Below are 15,962 nucleotides of genomic sequence, written 5' to 3' on the forward strand. Positions count from 1 at the left end.
GAAACCGAGCCTATACACCTAGGGCAGCTCGGCACTCCCAAGAGAAAGTCAACCAGGCCTTCGAGGATATGGGCTGCTGCGGGCAGAGGCTGAGCGCCTTTACTGAAGCCGGGCCGTCGCGATTTTCAGGCCCGCTGCAGCGAAGCCGACAGCAAAGGCGCCTTCAAACGCACGGCGCAAGCGAATATAGAGCCGGGTCATCGGCGCGAAGGAAAACAGCAGCGCATAGCCGAAAAAGATGGCTGCACTCTGACAGCCGACGGCGGTAACAACGGTTGCCAGCATGGCGGGACTGGCATCCGCCGGAACACCGAGCGAATAAAGGGCGCCGAAAAACAAAATGGCCTTGGGGTTGGTAATGTGCAGCGCTGCACCGCGCAGGATCAGGGATCTGGCCTCCCCCGCAATGGCCTTGGCTTCGATGTCGCGGGAAGAAACCGCCGACCGAGCGGCCTTGAAGGCGAGATAGAACAGGTAAAGGACCCCTGCATAGCGGATCGTTTCCAGAACCCAGCCATGCGCCAGCATAAGAGCACTGAGGCCGAGAGCGGCGGCAATCGACCAGCTCAAGGATCCGAGCTGGATGCCCGAGGCCAGCAGAAGCCCTGCCTTGCGGCCGCGCCTCATGGACGTTCCTGCAATGGCAAGCGTGGCAGGCCCGGGGCTCGCCACAGCAACAAGCGCAGCAGCCATGATCAGTCCCAGGTTTAACGCGTCCGGCATGGCCCATCCCTCATTTTGCAAGAAATCGGATACCCGTCTCAACTGAGAAAAACCCATCAGATCGGTTTCTACCGGTTGAGCTTGGTTTGAGTAGACAGCCTTTTGCACCGCAATACAATGCCGCCTCAAATGTCGGTCCACGCCAGTAGGCAGCTGCCTTGCAGCGCGCTCGTGACGCGCCCCAAGGCACCGTTGCGGCTGAATTTGCTGAGGGTCTGAACAGACCCTTTGGCTTAGCCGCTCGCAGCCGCTGTGCGGTCAAACACCTCCTGGGCCACATTCAGGCCGTTGATGGCCGCTGGCAAGCCGCCATAGACCGCCATTTGCCAGATGACCTCGACAATTTCCTCCCGGCGCGCCCCGGCCGCAAGAGTATGCTCGATATTGACCGCAAGCTGGGGCCCGGTCTGGCCACCCAGCGCCGTCAAGGCCGCAAGAGTGCAGAGCTGCCGGGTCTTCAGATCGACGATGCCGCGGGCATAGTGCCGGCCATAACCCCATTCGATCAGGCTTTCCGTGAAGCCTGGAACGAGCTGGTCGTATCTGTCCGCCAGAACCGTTTCCAGCTCAGGATTCAGCTGACGCGCCACCTCCCGGCCTTTTTCCAGAACCAGGGAAGCAGAGGTCGCGGCTGCTGTGTCAAGTGTCATTGTCATGTCCTTTCCGGGACCTGGCGCGCGCCGTGTCCGGTCCGGGCACACTGTTCAAAGGAAGGATCAACGGGCTTTCCCGCCTCCATCTCTTTGTAAAGATAGATTTTTTCGTCCAGCACAGCCAGTGTTTCGGTGAGCTTGGCCAAGTCCAGACGCACCTTGTGCCGGTGCGCCTCCAGCATCTGCCGGCGCTCCCTCATGGACGCCGCTCCCATGGTCCTCAGGTCCGCATATTTCAGCCGATTTCTGATGCCCATGCCGGTTGACTTGAGCCGGTCCAGAAAGTCGATCCAGCGCAGGATCGTCTCGTCATAGACACGGCGCCCGCCCGAGTCGCGCAGCGCTTTGGGCAAGAGGCCGATTTTCTCGTAATACCTGAGAGTGTCCGTTGAAAGCCCGGACTTTCGGGCAAGATCACCAATTCGCATACCTGTCTCCGAACAGAACGATCTCAGTCAGATACAGGTTGGAGTGCGCTCCAGGTCAAGCCCGGAACGCACGATCTTTCAAAAAAGGCCTGACGGCGTGGTTCAGGCGAACCACCAGCGCTCGATCGCACGCAGCCCGTCCAAAGCCCAGTTGGCCCCGACCTGTTCAGGATGCTGAACCTTTTCGGAATGGGCCATCACATAGCTGGCGAACATCGGCACGATCACGCCGCCTTCCGTACGCACGAGGTTCTGCATGTCACCATACATCTGGCGGCGCTTGTCCTCGTCCAATTCGGAGCGGGCCGCCACAAGAAGCTCGTTGAACGGTTTGTTGTCCCAGTAGCTGTCATTCCAGGGAGCCCCGGCCGAATACCCTACCGTGAACATCCAGTCCTCGGTCGGGCGGCCGCCCCAATAAACGGCACAAAACGGCTTTTTCATCCACACATCGGACCAGTAGCCGTCATTGGGCTCGCGCACCGGCGTGATGGTGATCCCGGCCGCAGACGCGCTGTTGGCGTAAAGAACGGCCGCATCCACAGACCCCGCAAAAGCGGCTTCCGCAGCCGAAAGGCTGACATCGAGACTGTCCAGGCCAGCCTGTTTCAAATGGTATTTCGCCTTGTCCGGATCATAGGTCGTCTGCTCCAGATCCCCAGCATGGAACCGGTTCGACCGGCCGATCGGATGGTCGTTGCCGACCTCGCCATAGCCAAACAGGATCTTGTCGACCAGTTCCTGCCGGTTGATGCCGTATTTCAGGGCCAGACGGACATTGTTGTCATTGAAAGGCGCAGCGCGCGTATCCATCGCAAAGGTGTAGTGCTGGGTGCCGGTGGTCGACAGAATCGAGACATTGGGCGCGCGCTGGAAAAGGGACACGGTTTTCAGGTCGACCTGATCGATCACATCCACATTGCCGGTCAACAGTGCCGATTGGCGGGCCGCCGGATCGAGGATCGTGAGCAGATGAACACCATCGAAATGCGCCCGGCCCTCTTTCCAGTAATTCGGATGGCGCGTCATTTCAGCGATCACGCCCGGTTCATAGGAGACCACCTTGTAGGGGCCGCAGCCATCGCTGCTGGTCGGGTCCAGTTTGCCGTCCTTGGCCTTCATGATGGGCATGTGATAGTCGGTCACCACAAACGGGAAATCCGCATTGCCCGCCTCCAGCGTCACGACAACGCTGTCGCCTTCCGCTTTAAGATCGGTAATCGGCGCCACAAACGGCTTGATGGCCGACGTACTGTCCTCGCCCCGGTGATAGTTGATCGAGGCAACCACGTCCTCCGGGGTGACCGTGCCACCACTGTGATATTCAACGCCCTTGCGGATCTTGAAGGTCCAGACCCTGGCATCCGGCGAGGCTTCCCAGCTTTCTGCCACCTCGCCGATCAGCGAGCCGTCAGCAGCAACTTCCACGAGATACCCGTGGCGTGCGGTGGCAAACACCTGCACATAGACATTGTCCCAGGTGCCCGGATCATAATTCTCGCTGGTGTTGCCCGCTGCAATGCCGACACGCAAGGTGCCGCCCTTCTTTGGCTGCGCGGCCGCGGGCACGGCGCCGAGGGATCCGGCAAGGGCCGCAGCCCCGAAAGCCGCCGTCCCTTTCAACACGCCCCTGCGCGAAAGTCCGGAAAGAAGAGGGGGAACCTGAGAATGGCTCATCGGGCAATCCTTTTTCTATTGTCGATCACCGCGTTGTTTTTGCACATTAAATTTTTCAGTTCAAATCGCTCTTCCGGAGACAGTTCCCAGAACGCATCCTTTGAGCATCCCGAAAGCGGGTCCCTCATCTGCGGCGTTTTCTCAAAACCCGAAAAAAGCTCTTGCCCCCGGCACCCCGCTAGGCGCTATGGTTCCCGTTATGCGCCAGCCGAAACTTTTCACCACGCTTAAAACCTATTCCAGACGCCAGTTCATTGCAGACCTCACCGCCGGGGTGACGGTCGCCATGGTCGCCCTGCCGCTGAGCCTTGCCATCGCCATTGCCTCTGGCGCACCGCCAGAAAAAGGACTGGTCACAGCCGTTGTGGCCGGGTTCCTGATTTCCGCGCTGGGGGGCAGCCGGGTGCAGATCGGCGGGCCCACAGGGGCATTCATCGTTGTGGTCTTCGGAGTGATTGCCGGGCACGGCTATGACGGGCTGGTGCTGGCCACATTCATGGCCGGCCTCATGCTGCTGGTGGCCGGTTATTTTCGCGCGGGCAACCTGATCGCTCACATTCCGGAGGCGGTGATCAACGGCTTCACCATTGGCATAGCCCTCATCATAGCCACCAGTCAGATCAAGGATTTTCTGGGTTTGGATGTTGCGGCTGTTCCTGCCGCCTTTCTGGAAAAGATCCCGGTGCTATGGGATGCCCGTGCCAGCCTCAACATTTTTGCCATAGCGCTGGCCCTGTTCTCCGTTGCGGGGATTGTGATCCTGCGCCGGGCCGCCCCGCGTTTTCCGGGACTGATCGTTGCGGTCGGGCTTGCATCCGCTATTGCGGCCGCGTTTCATCTGCCCGTCGACACGATTGCCTCCCGCTTCGGTGACCTGCCGGGCAGCCTGCCCTGGCCCGCCCTGCCGGACTGGTCTCTGGAGCGATGTGTGGAGTTGTTTCCGTCCGCCCTGATCATAGCCTTTCTCGCGGGGGTGGAATCGCTGCTCTCAGCCATGGTCGCTGACCGGATGATTTCAGGCAATCACCGGCCGAATGCGGAACTGACGGCCCAGGGGGCCGCCAATATCGGCTCGGCCCTGTTCGCCGGTCTGCCCGCCACAGGTGCAATTGCGCGCACCGCGACGAACGTAAAAGCTGGCGGCAAGACCCCGGTTGCCGGAATTGTGCATGCAATGGTGGTGCTTTTGGTGGTCCTTGTTGCCGCGCCCCTGGCGGGCTATCTCGCCATGCCCGCCCTGTCTGCCCTTTTGCTGGTCACCGCCTGGACCATGAGCGAGCCCCATAAATGGGCCACCTATGCTCAACAGCCGCCCAGCGAACGGCTGCTGCTGGTCCTGACGCTCAGCCTGACAGTTCTCGTGGACCTGACCGTGGCAATCGGCGCCGGGGTCGCCCTCGGACTAGCCCTTCGGTTGAGCCGCAAAACGCCAAATGAAAGCGACTGGACCCCACCGGACAGGTGATTTCTCTTTCAGGCCAACCCCTTACCGCCGCTGCGGGAAATCCGGGCACCCAACAATCAATAACGCTGCGTTAACTTCATTTCCCGAAAGCCTGGCAAATCGTCCTCCTGCCAACAGGATGTTTAGAGCCCGGGGCCAAAGTCGCCAGAACAGCAGACGCGGGAAAACGGACAAAGGCATGGCGGCAGCCGCTCAGGACACCAGCTTCAACAAGATTGACACCAGCGGCAGCGGAACCGGCAGGAAGACGCCTCCCGGGCGCCGGGCGGGCCTGCGCCACCTGGCCTATGGATCCATTGCCCTTCTGATCGCTGGCGGCCTTGCCGCGATGGTCTATCTGTTCCTCAGCACCACCAAAGCGGCCGACACGCTGGCACTCCGCCATGAGCGCGCCCTGGTCTCCGAGGCCCTGACCCATCGGCTTGATCTGGAAGCCCGCAACCAGACCTTCGTGGCGGTGAACGACAAGAGCGCCCGGGAAGTCCAGGTGAACGACGCCATCGACCCACGATTTGCCCGGGAGATTGCCCGGCAGATGTGGCTGGACTTCAACCACGACTGGACCCTGATTGTCGACGGCCGCAACCGGCCGGTCCTCGTTGCCGCCGAGGAGGAGGTGGTACCACTGGACGCGGGCCTGCCAATCCTTGAAACCACACGGGATCTCATTGCCAAGGCCAGGATCGGCTATCAGACAGCCCGCCGCCCGTCTGCCGGGGGTTACAAGATCAGATATGTCGAAAAGGGCCAGCTTGCGCCGATCTATGCCACTGATATCCGCGAGATCAAGGGCCAACCCGCCCTGGTCAGCGCCATGGCCATCGTGCCGGAGAGCCCGCACGTGTCCCTGCCTGACGGCCCACCGGGAGTGATCCTGTCCATTTCCCTGATCGGCCCGGCGCTACTGGCGGATATCGGCACCACGCTGCTCCTGCAGAATTTTGCCTATCAGGCTGAGGCCAGCAGTTCCCCTGCGAGCGTGCCCGTCACAGCCCATGATCAGACCCCGCTCGGTGCCTTTACCTGGACCAGCGAAGCCCCGGGCAGCCGCATCCGTGCAGCCATTGGTCCGATTGCCCTCTGCCTGATGCTCGGATTTGCAGGGATCGGCATCCTGTTTGCCCGCCATCTGGCCCGGAAGTCCCATGCGCTGGAAGTGAGTGAAGAGCACAACAGGCGCTTGGCCACCCAGGACATTCTGACCGGCCTTGCCAATCGCTCATCCTTCCAGGAAACACTGGCCTCGGCGCTCCGGACCTGCGCCACCACGCCCTGTACGGTATTGGCCATTGACCTGGACCATTTCAAGCCGGTGAACGACACTTTCGGCCATGAGGCCGGGGACATGGTGATCCGGCAAGTGGCCCAGCGCATGCGCAAGGTTCTGTCCGGCAAGGCGGTGCTGGCGCGCACGGGCGGCGATGAGTTCATGGCTCTTATGGCGGGTCCCATGGATTCCCAAACCCTGCGCTGGCTGTGCGATGCCCTTGTGGAGGAAATCGCCCAGCCCATTCCTGTCTCCGGCGGCCTAGCCCGGATCGGGGTCAGTATCGGCTGGGCCTGTGCACCGGCCCATGCGGACGCTCCGGCCCATCTGCTCGCCCTGGCTGATCAAGCCCTCTACCGGGCCAAGGAAACCGGCCGTAACCGGGCTGTGAGCATTGAGGATCTTTACCGCTCTGCCAGCGGCGAAGTTCCCGATCAGCCGCAGCCGCACCGCCGGCTAATCCGGACGTAGGGCAGAAAGAAATCAGCGTTCTGGGTTTGACTGGCACAAGCAAACGGATAAACTGAAGCCAGCAGTCCAAAAAATCAAAAGATTGAATGTCTTACGCCGTTTTCTACTACAAAACAGACAGTCCCTATGACGATATCAAGGGTGTCAAACATCACTTCCCCAAGCAATATCTCAAGACGGTCGAGAGCGCTCTTAACGGATGGATCGTTTACTATGGTCCTTTATCAGGCAAGAAGAGCCGCTACTACACAGCGATTGCACGACCGAGAAATCTCGTTCAGGACCCTGACAAGGCAGGCCACTATTATGTCTACTTCGATCAATATTTAGACTTTGACCGGCCACTCAACTATTCGGAAGAGGGTGGATATGAGACAGGTCTTTTCAAACAAGATGGCAAACCGAATGGCGGCAAAATCATAAATGCCATTCGCCGTATCAGCGAAAGTGATTTCGAAAAGCTCATTCAAGCCGGATTGTCTGAAGAGGAGAACTGGCCAGCCCGGACGGATGAGACGGACATTGACGATACTCTCAGTGGCTTTGGAGAAGATGAACAAGCCCCTCTTGAGGGGCCATTTGGTGATCGGCCAATCAAAACATTGCTCGTGAATAAACCTTTTCGAAAAGCCAAATTCCGGCAGAACATTCGAAAAGCGTATGATAGAACATGCGCCTTTACTGGGCTTCGGCTCATAAATGGCAAAGGCCGCCCGGAAGTGGAGGCGGCACATATTATTCCTGTTGAAGATGGGGGAAATGATTCCATTCAAAACGGCATTGCTCTTTCAGGCACCGTTCATTGGATGTTCGACCGAGGTCTTCTAACGTTATCAAATAGCTACGAAATCGTCGCCTCGCGGCATCTCAACTATGACGTTTCGCATCTTTTGCACAAAGACATGAAGGCAAGGGTACCAGATGCTCCAGCCGACAGACCTCACCCGCATTACCTTGAATGGCATAGGCAAAATAAGTTCAAAACTTAAAACCTCCTGACACCTTCCTGTCAGGAGACGGACAGAGAGTTCGGGAAACCCGGCGGAAGCCCGTTCTGCCCCCTTTCCTCGCGCGCGCAACCGGACCATATTGCCGCCATGAGCAAGCGCCCGACCAAATCCCGATCCGATGACAACATGGCCAGCCCTGACGGGTTTGGCGAAGCCCCGCAACAGCCACTCTCCGGTACGCCCCTGTCCGGCTCCATCAGCGACTGGGCAGCGGAGATTGCCGAGGAAGCGGACACAGCTGCTCCCAGGACAAAAACAAAAATCAAGGCCCCGGCTGCGCCAGCGCAGCCCGTCCCCGGAGCGCCGGGAACAGTCAGCCGCACGGCGCGGACCTCCTCACGCGAACGCGAGCGCGCGGGCGGTGACGGAGCGGTTGCCAAAGACGTTCAGGAAGGCCGCAAGGCAAAACTGTCCCCCAAGGGCGCGAAGGCCGCGGGCAAGATCGAAAAACCAGCCAAATCCGCGCGGGGAACATCCATCGGAAAAGCCGACAGCGCGCGCGAACGGGCGGCGGGCGGGCTCAATCCGGTGGCCGGGCTCGACATGTCGCTGGAAGAGGCGGAACAGCTTGAGGCCAAGCTGAAGCAGCACAAGAAGGACAACAAGAAGAAATCGGCGGCGGATGGCCGCTATGGCGATCTCGGCGGCAATCAGGGCGCCACCGCCACCGTGGAGGCTTTGTCGGCCCTGATCGAATCCGGCAATCCCCTGCATAAAAATGGCGAATTGTGGGTGCCGCACCGACCCGAACGCCCGGCCAAGTCGGAAGGGGGCGTCGAAATTGTCCTGAAATCCGACTATGAGCCCCGGGGCGACCAGCCTACGGCCATAGCCGATCTGGTGGAAGGGATAGGCAGCGGCGAACAGACCCAGGTGCTGCTCGGCGTCACCGGGTCCGGCAAGACCTACACCATGGCCCAGGTGATTTCGCGCACCCAGCGCCCGGCCCTGATCCTGGCCCCTAACAAGACGCTTGCCGCCCAGCTATATGGCGAGTTCAAAGCTTTCTTTCCGGACAATGCGGTCGAATATTTCGTCTCCTATTACGACTATTACCAGCCGGAAGCCTATGTGCCGCGCACAGACACCTATATCGAGAAAGAAAGCTCGATCAACGAGCAGATCGACCGCATGCGCCACTCGGCCACCCGCGCCTTGCTGGAACGGGATGATGTGATCATCGTTGCTTCGGTGTCCTGCATTTACGGTATTGGCTCGGTGGAAACCTATACGGCCATGACCTTCGCCATTGAAGTGGGCGAGCGCATCGACCAGCGCCAGCTGATCGCCGATCTGGTGGCCCTGCAATATAAACGCAACGATGCCGCCTTCCAGCGCGGCGCGTTCCGGGTGCGCGGCGACACGATCGAATTGTTCCCGGCCCACTATGAGGACCGGGCCTGGCGCATTTCCCTGTTTGGCGACGAGATCGAGGCCATCACCGAATTCGATCCGCTCACGGGCCAGAAATCCGGCGAGCTGAAAAGCGTCAAGATCTACGCCAATTCCCACTATGTGACGCCCAAGCCGACCCTGAACCAGGCGGTGAAGTCGATCAAGGAAGAGCTGAAGCAACGCCTGGAGGAACTCAATGCCCATGGCCGCCTGCTGGAGGCCCAGCGGCTGGAACAGAGGACCATGTTCGACCTGGAAATGCTGGAGGCAACCGGCTCATGCGCAGGCATCGAAAACTATTCCCGCTACCTGACCGGCCGCAATCCGGGCGAACCGCCCCCCACATTGTTTGAATATCTTCCGGACAATGCCCTCGTCTTTGCCGATGAGAGCCATGTCACCATTCCCCAGATCGGCGCCATGTACCGGGGCGACTTCCGGCGCAAGGCGACACTGGCCGAATATGGCTTCCGCCTGCCCTCCTGCATGGACAACCGGCCCCTGCGCTTTGAGGAATGGAACGCCATGCGGCCGCAATCGGTTGCAGTCTCCGCCACCCCCGGCTCCTGGGAAATGGACCAGTCCGGCGGCGTGTTCGCCGAACAGGTGATCCGCCCGACCGGCCTGGTCGACCCGGTGATCGACATCCGCCCGGCGAGCTCCCAGGTGGATGATCTTCTGGGCGAGGTGCGCGAGATGGCCCAGAAGGGCTACCGCACCCTAGTCACCACCTTGACCAAGCGCATGGCGGAGGACCTCACTGAATATCTGCATGAAAACGGGGTGCGCGTGCGCTACATGCATTCCGACATCGACACGCTGGAAAGGATCGAGATCATCCGTGATCTTCGCCTGGGAGCGTTTGACGTTCTGGTGGGCATCAACCTGCTGCGTGAGGGCCTCGACATTCCCGAATGCGCTCTGGTGGCCATTTTGGATGCGGACAAGGAAGGCTTCCTGCGCTCCGAAACCTCGCTGATCCAGACCATCGGCCGCGCAGCCCGCAACGTGGATGGCAAGGTGATCCTCTATGCGGACAATATGACCGGCTCCATGGAGCGGGCCATTGCCGAGACCACCCGGCGCCGGGAAAAACAGCTCGCCTATAATACCGAACACGGCATCACCCCGGAAAGCGTCAAACGCAACATCGCTGACATTCTCGACAGTGTCTATGAGCAGGACCATGTCACTGTGGATGCGGGTTTTGCCGAGGAAGGTTCGCTGGTCGGGCACAATCTGGCGGCCCATATCGAGGACCTGGAAAAGCAGATGCGCGATGCGGCTGCCGATCTCGACTTCGAGACCGCCGCCCGCCTGCGCGACGAAATCAAGCGCCTGCAGGAAACGGAACTGGCCGTCGCCGACGACGCCATGGCCCGCCAGTCCGATGTCGACGGCAAGACCGGCGGCTTCAAGGGCGACCGCAAATTCGGCGCCGGAGGCACCAAGGCGGGCGCTTCTGGCAAGAAAAAAGAAACCGCCCGCGACCGGGCCCGCGCCGCCAGGGACAAAAGCGCCCTGCCCGCACCGAGCGCAAAGGTCCGCAAGAATTCCCTCGATGAGATGACCGTGGGCCGTACGGAAGTTCCACTCGGCTCAGACGATCCGGTCAAACCCGTGATGCGGGGGAAAATCGGTGCAGGATCTTATGAAGACCCCTCCGAGGAAAAACGACGCCGCGGGCGGCCGAAAAAAAGCGGGCGACCGGGGCAGTAAGACCATCGCACACGCTCTGGCAACGCGTGGTTCCCCGGTCACACCTGTAGGCCAATCCACCTCTCCAGGCGCCGCGGCATTCTTTGTCCTCCATACCCGCCAAACGGCTGCACGCCCCCCCCTTTTCGACCGGCATCCCCGATTATCTGGCTTGGCAGGGGCACTCGCTTCCTGAAACACCCGACAGCGCACGGGGACAGCAGGCGCGTGGCCCGGTGGCTGGCTTTCGGATCACGGCGCTTCTGTGCGGCAATGTCCAATTGACTTGCCCGCCCGCGCCATCATGCTGGCCGGGCGGCCCGGAGCACGGGATCACCGGCCCACCGGAGACCTGGCCGGTCTCCGGTCGCCTCAACAAGATGGGGACCTGACGAAACAGGAGACGGAACACAGTTCCTCACCACCCGCCCGGCTTATATTTCCGTATCGGCAAGTCTTGTCAGAAATTCCAGTGGCCCTGCAACCGCCAGCGCCCAATTCGTTAACCATAGGTTTAAAGGTGGCTTTCAACCGGGGATATTTCGCTTTTTGGGCTCACATATCCAGATATATTCTGGGTGACAGCCCTGCTGAGTCGTTGAATCAGCCCCCTAAAATGGGTTAATAAAGGGTTAAAGTTGCGTAATCCCGCCGGTGCGGCGCCAGCGGGACAATCAGGAGATGATCATGGGCATTTTCTCGAAATCCACGCGTCCCGGCGAAGAGGCGGAGCCAAGGATCGAGACCGGCGAAGAGGCAGCCGACGGCCTGGAGGACATACAGGCATCCGATCAGGGCGGAAATGTGGAGAAGCTGTCCCCTTTCGCGCTGAAAATGCAGGAAAAGATGAACCATCTGGACGGGCTGAAGTCCCGGGTTGGCGGACTGAACCAGATGTTTGATCAAATGGCGGCTTTCGCCTCCGAAAGCCAGACCAGCATCCGCATGATGGCCGAATATATCGAGACCTCCCGCCACAGCGTGGAGACCGAGGTCCGGCTCAAATCCGAAAATGCCAAAATCTCCACAGATCTTCTGGACGCGGAACACAAGGTCAAGTCGCTCACCACCCAGCTGGAAGACGCTCAGGCGGAAGTCCATTCCCTGCGCAAGCGCTCCACGGAAACCCGGACCGCTCTTGAGACGGCGCGTAACGACATCGTGTCGATCCGCGACAACAACAAGAAGATCAATGATGAATACCGGCTGCAAAGTGCCAAACTGGTGGAAGCCAACGCGCAGGTTGCCGAGCTGACCGGAAAGACCAACGATCTGACTGCCAAGCATGAAACCCTGGAAAAGCATGCCGAGAGCCTGAACGAGGATCTTGAGGCCCTGCGGCACCGGGAGAAGGAACTCCAGCAGAACCTGTCCGAAAGCGCCAAGCTGCTGGAAGATGAGGTCCGCAAGAACAACCAGGCGACGAGCGAACTGGAATCCGCCAAGCGCGAGCTGATTGAATTTCGAAACGACAATATCGATCTCAAATCCCATCTGGACGTGGCCAATCAGGAACTGGTCTACGCCAAATCCCGGCTGGAGGAAGAACAGCGCAAACATGACAACGAAGTCTATGCGCTGAATGCGGAAATCGAGAACTTGTCGTCCCAGCGCCGCATCGGCGCCCAGTCGCTGCAGGAAATGGCTCGCGAAAATTCCACGCTAAAAGAGCGTGGCCGCGATCTTCTCAAACGCATGCAGGAGATCGAGCATCTTCTGGACAGCGCCCAGAAGAACCACGAAAAGGACCGCAACGAGCTGATGGCGACCACCGCCAAGCTGAGGGAGGTCAACCTGCGATACAATTCGGCCCTGACAGACCTGAACCACCAGCGCAACCAGAACCAGAAATTCGCCGACAATCTGGAAGATCTGGTGGAAGAGAACAAGCGCCTGCAGCGCTACAAGATCCAGGTGGACACGGCCAACGAACAGATCGTGCAGTTGAAGGCGGTGATCGCCAATTACCAGATGGCCATGGAAGGCCGTGGACCGGCGGAAGAGCTCGGCCTGACCGGCGCCTACGATCCGGCCGCAGACCTTGGCATCACCGAACCACTGAAAAGCGATCCGGCACCGGTCAAGGTGGACACGGATGTGCTGGAAAGCGATGACAACGGGCCGGATGACGATGCCCCCCGCGGCGGTGACGACAAGATCGTCAAACTGCACGACTGATCCAGGGCCGCGCCCGCGCTCCTCTGAGAAAGTCAAAAAAAGACGGCTTGCACCCGCATTTTGCGGTGGTTTGGCTGTTGGAAGCGGGATCTGCGGAGGCTGACGGATCCCGTCGGCCTTCTTCGGGCACTTCATCCTCTTGTCAATCCCGCAAAAGCAGGCCCCGGTGCGCACGGACTGCCCCGGCTTCTCACACGCTGCCGCAAACTGGTTCCCGGCACCCGGCTGCGCTGCAGCCGCAATGGTAAGGAAGAGAGAGGCTGTTGCCGGAGGACGGGACCGCCTGCCAAAGGCTCACAAGATGCCTGCTGAGGCTCTATTCCGGTTCGACGGTGAATTGCAGCGGGTAGCCGAGCTGGCCGGCTGCATCAATCGCCCGGGTGGCCTTGGTCTCGGCGACGTCCTTGGGATAGACGGAGACGACACAGGCACCTTTCTGGTGCGCGGTCAGCATCACGACTTCGGCCTGGGCCATGTCCAGCCGGAACTCCGCCTTCAGGATCAGAACGACGAACTCCCGCGGCGTATAATCATCATTCACCAGAATGACCTTATAGAGCTTCGGCTTCTGAACCTTGGTCTTTCGCTGCAGTTTCGGTTTCAGATCACTGTCGCCCATCGCACTTGTCCAAACTCGCCGCCCGCCCGGTTGCGCGGGATTTTTTTGAAAACACCGTGGCCTGCGGGATCCGGCACGGTCCGGACCCTCAAACACCCCACTCACGCAGTCTCTTGCGTCCATCGGAAATCAGTTGGCGGGCCGCTGCCTTCTCAAAAAAGCAGCACGTCCCCAGGCGCACCTCTTCCGGGTGATGCCCGCATCCAGGTCTAAACACACCGGCGGTGATGGCTGGTCTCTCCTCCGTCCGCCGGGTCAAGGGCAGTATAATGCATCGCAAAATCGAAGAAAACATGACGGTGCCAGATCGGCGGATGACAGGCGCGCCCAAAACCGCTTCCCGGCAAGAAAGACGGCGGTGAGGCGATCCGGCATCGCCGCGCTTGCGTAAGGGTTGGAAAGCTCCACTCAGCCCCAGCCGGAGGGACACGTCATGGGACCGCAGAGCAGACCGATCCAAACACACTGGCCGTTTCTTGCCTTTTTCTGGAGCTTGCTGACCGCAGTCAGCCTGGCGCCCTTGCCTGCCAGCGCGGACCTCGGACCGGCCGCGCGCGTGGTGCCCGCGGCTGAGCTCGTTGGTCAGGGACGGATGACCTATCTGGGCTTCAAGGTGTTTGACGCAGAGCTTTATGCCCCCAACGGCGTCTACCGCGCCTCCGGCCCGTTCGCGCTGAAACTCACCTATCTGCGCAATTTCAAGGGCAAGGACATCACCCAAAGCTCGCTGAAGGAAATAAGGCGGCAGGGCGGTGCATCCAACGCCCAGCTTGCTGACTGGGACAAAAAGATGCGAACGATCTTTCCAGATGTGCGTGCCGGCCAGTCCATTACCGGGGTCCGCGGGCCCAAAGGCAGCACGGTGTTTTATCTCGGCAGCCGCAAGCTCGGCACGATCAGCGATCCGGCCTTCAGCAAACGGTTCTTTTCCATCTGGCTGGGACCAAACACCCGCAATCCGGCCCTGCGGGCCCGGCTGGTCGGGACCGGTTCGTGACAGCAGCGCCCGCAAAGACGGTGCGGGCACATGCCCCGGACCTGCAGGTGGAAACGGCGTCACACGCCAAAATTGGTGGCGTGTCCCTGGCAGCCTACAGCGCCATGGCCTTTCCCCTCGCCTTTGCCGGGCTGCCGATCTACCTGCATGCGCCTGACTTTTATGCTGTGATGCTGCAGGTGCCGCTGACCACCCTTGGCGCGGTTCTCCTTGCACAGCGCCTCGTGGATGCGGTTCAGGACCCACTGATCGGGCGGCTCAGCGACCAGTTCCATCACCAGCGCGGCGGCATCCTTGTCCTTGGGGCTGTACTGCTTGGAGCCGGGTTCTGGATGCTGTTTCACCCGCCCGGCTCTCTCCCGGTTTTGTGGTTCGCGGTCTCCGTCTTGATCTGCACCACCGGGTTTTCCATTGTATCGATCAACTTTCAGGCCCTGGGCGGGCTCTGGAAAACCACTTCTGAGTCCCGCACGAGGATCACGGCCGCACGGGAAGCGGCGGGCCTGATCGGCCTTCTGGTTGCCGCTGCCGCCCCGCCGCTGCTGGCCCGGGCCACCGCCCCCGCTACAGCCTTTCACTGGCTCACCCTCGCTTATCTGCCCCTGCTGGCGCTTTCATTGTGGCTGCTGATCCGGTGGATGCGCTCAGCCTCCCTCGAAACACCGGCCCAGAATGCCAAACCGGTTTCCTGGCGCGGTCTCTTCCGCAACCGGTGGCGGGCCTGTTTCTTCGCGCTGGTGTTCCTCAACACCTTTGCCAGCGCCATCCCCGCCGTGCTGGTGCTGTTCTTCATCCGCGACCGGCTGGGTGCCGAAGCCTATACCGGGCTCTTTCTGCTGATCTACTTTCTGGCAGGTGCCTTTTCCATGCCGATCTGGACCTTTCTGGCAAAGCGCGTTGGAAAGGTCCGTGCCTGGCAGCTGTCGCTGGCCGCCGCCATTGCCACTTTCTGCTGGGCCGCTTTGCTGCAGCAGGGGGATCTTGCCGCCTACGGGCTTGTCTGCGTCCTCTCCGGCCTGGCCCTTGGGGCCGATCTCGCTCTGCCCCCGGCAATGCTGGCCGACCATATTGACGCCGACGGCCGCCAGCAGGATGCATCCAGCCTGTTTTCGGTCATGGCGCTCCTGTCCAAATCTGCCCTCGCCGTCGCCACCGGTCTTGCCCTGCCGCTGCTCGGCCTGTTCGGCTACCATCCGGCGGTCCCGATGACAGCCCAGCTGAATCTTGTCTTGAGCATCAGCTATGCGGGACTGCCCTGCCTGTTCAAACTGATTGCCCTGATCGGCCTTTTGCACTTTGGGCGCAGCCTTGAGCTCCAAAAGTCCGCACCGATGATTGACAGATGACGGGCGGACGCTTTCAATCGCTGCGCCAGACCAGA

12 protein-coding genes are annotated in these 15,962 nt (G+C 60.4%); 7 read left to right on the forward strand and 5 right to left on the reverse strand.

The window, feature by feature from the left end:
• Positions 1-99: 99 nt before the first annotated feature.
• The 4 genes from ACXAIC_RS06125 to ACXAIC_RS06140 form a co-directional block, all read right to left on the reverse strand.
• Complete coding sequence (locus ACXAIC_RS06125) at positions 100-723, reverse strand: LysE family translocator (protein WP_475174745.1); 624 nt, start codon at positions 721-723, stop codon at positions 100-102.
• A 233-nt stretch (positions 724-956) separates the two neighbouring features.
• Positions 957-1,373 (reverse strand): carboxymuconolactone decarboxylase family protein, encoded by a 417-nt coding sequence (locus tag ACXAIC_RS06130; protein ID WP_475174748.1) that lies wholly within the window; start codon positions 1,371-1,373, stop codon positions 957-959.
• A 2-nt stretch (positions 1,374-1,375) separates the two neighbouring features.
• Entirely contained in the window at positions 1,376-1,804 is a 429-nt protein-coding gene (locus ACXAIC_RS06135) for a MerR family transcriptional regulator (protein WP_475174750.1), read from the reverse strand.
• A gap of 102 nt (positions 1,805-1,906) precedes the next feature.
• On the reverse strand, positions 1,907-3,481 hold the full coding sequence (locus tag ACXAIC_RS06140; RefSeq protein WP_475174752.1) for an ABC transporter substrate-binding protein: 1,575 nt from the start codon (positions 3,479-3,481) through the stop codon (positions 1,907-1,909).
• Positions 3,482-3,680: 199 nt separating this feature from the next.
• Here ACXAIC_RS06140 and ACXAIC_RS06145 point away from each other — a divergent pair, with 199 nt between their 5' ends.
• From ACXAIC_RS06145 to ACXAIC_RS06165, 5 genes are all read left to right on the forward strand, one after another.
• A complete protein-coding gene (locus tag ACXAIC_RS06145; protein WP_475174755.1) occupies positions 3,681-4,946 on the forward strand; it encodes a SulP family inorganic anion transporter in 1,266 nt (421 codons plus the stop codon).
• 178 nt (positions 4,947-5,124) lie between these two features.
• Positions 5,125-6,684 (forward strand): diguanylate cyclase domain-containing protein, encoded by a 1,560-nt coding sequence (locus tag ACXAIC_RS06150; protein WP_475174756.1) that lies wholly within the window; start codon positions 5,125-5,127, stop codon positions 6,682-6,684.
• Positions 6,685-6,770: 86 nt separating this feature from the next.
• Positions 6,771-7,673 carry an HNH endonuclease gene (locus ACXAIC_RS06155; RefSeq protein ID WP_475174758.1) on the forward strand — a complete coding sequence of 301 codons (903 nt, stop codon included), beginning with the start codon at positions 6,771-6,773 and terminating at the stop codon, positions 7,671-7,673.
• Positions 7,674-7,820: 147 nt separating this feature from the next.
• Entirely contained in the window at positions 7,821-10,808 is a 2,988-nt protein-coding gene (uvrB, locus tag ACXAIC_RS06160; protein WP_475174992.1) for an excinuclease ABC subunit UvrB, read from the forward strand.
• A 666-nt stretch (positions 10,809-11,474) separates the two neighbouring features.
• Positions 11,475-12,965: a hypothetical protein gene (locus ACXAIC_RS06165; RefSeq protein WP_475174760.1), complete on the forward strand. Its 1,491-nt coding sequence runs from the start codon at positions 11,475-11,477 to the stop codon at positions 12,963-12,965.
• Positions 12,966-13,281: 316 nt separating this feature from the next.
• Here ACXAIC_RS06165 and clpS read toward each other — a convergent pair whose 3' ends face one another.
• Positions 13,282-13,584, reverse strand: a complete 303-nt coding sequence (gene clpS / locus ACXAIC_RS06170; RefSeq protein WP_475174762.1) for an ATP-dependent Clp protease adapter ClpS — start codon at positions 13,582-13,584, stop codon at positions 13,282-13,284.
• A gap of 433 nt (positions 13,585-14,017) precedes the next feature.
• Between clpS and ACXAIC_RS06175 the strand changes: the two genes are divergently transcribed.
• On the forward strand, positions 14,018-14,581 hold the full coding sequence (locus ACXAIC_RS06175) for a chalcone isomerase family protein (RefSeq protein ID WP_475174764.1): 564 nt from the start codon (positions 14,018-14,020) through the stop codon (positions 14,579-14,581).
• The gene (locus ACXAIC_RS06180; RefSeq protein ID WP_475174766.1) at positions 14,578-15,927 is read left to right on the forward strand and encodes an MFS transporter; all 1,350 of its coding nucleotides are present in this window, start codon (positions 14,578-14,580) and stop codon (positions 15,925-15,927) included. The genes ACXAIC_RS06175 and ACXAIC_RS06180 overlap by 4 nt, the downstream gene beginning before the upstream one ends.
• Positions 15,928-15,962 lie beyond the last annotated feature (35 nt).

It is taken from the genome of Roseibium sp. AWQ4_254 (assembly GCF_056161025.1).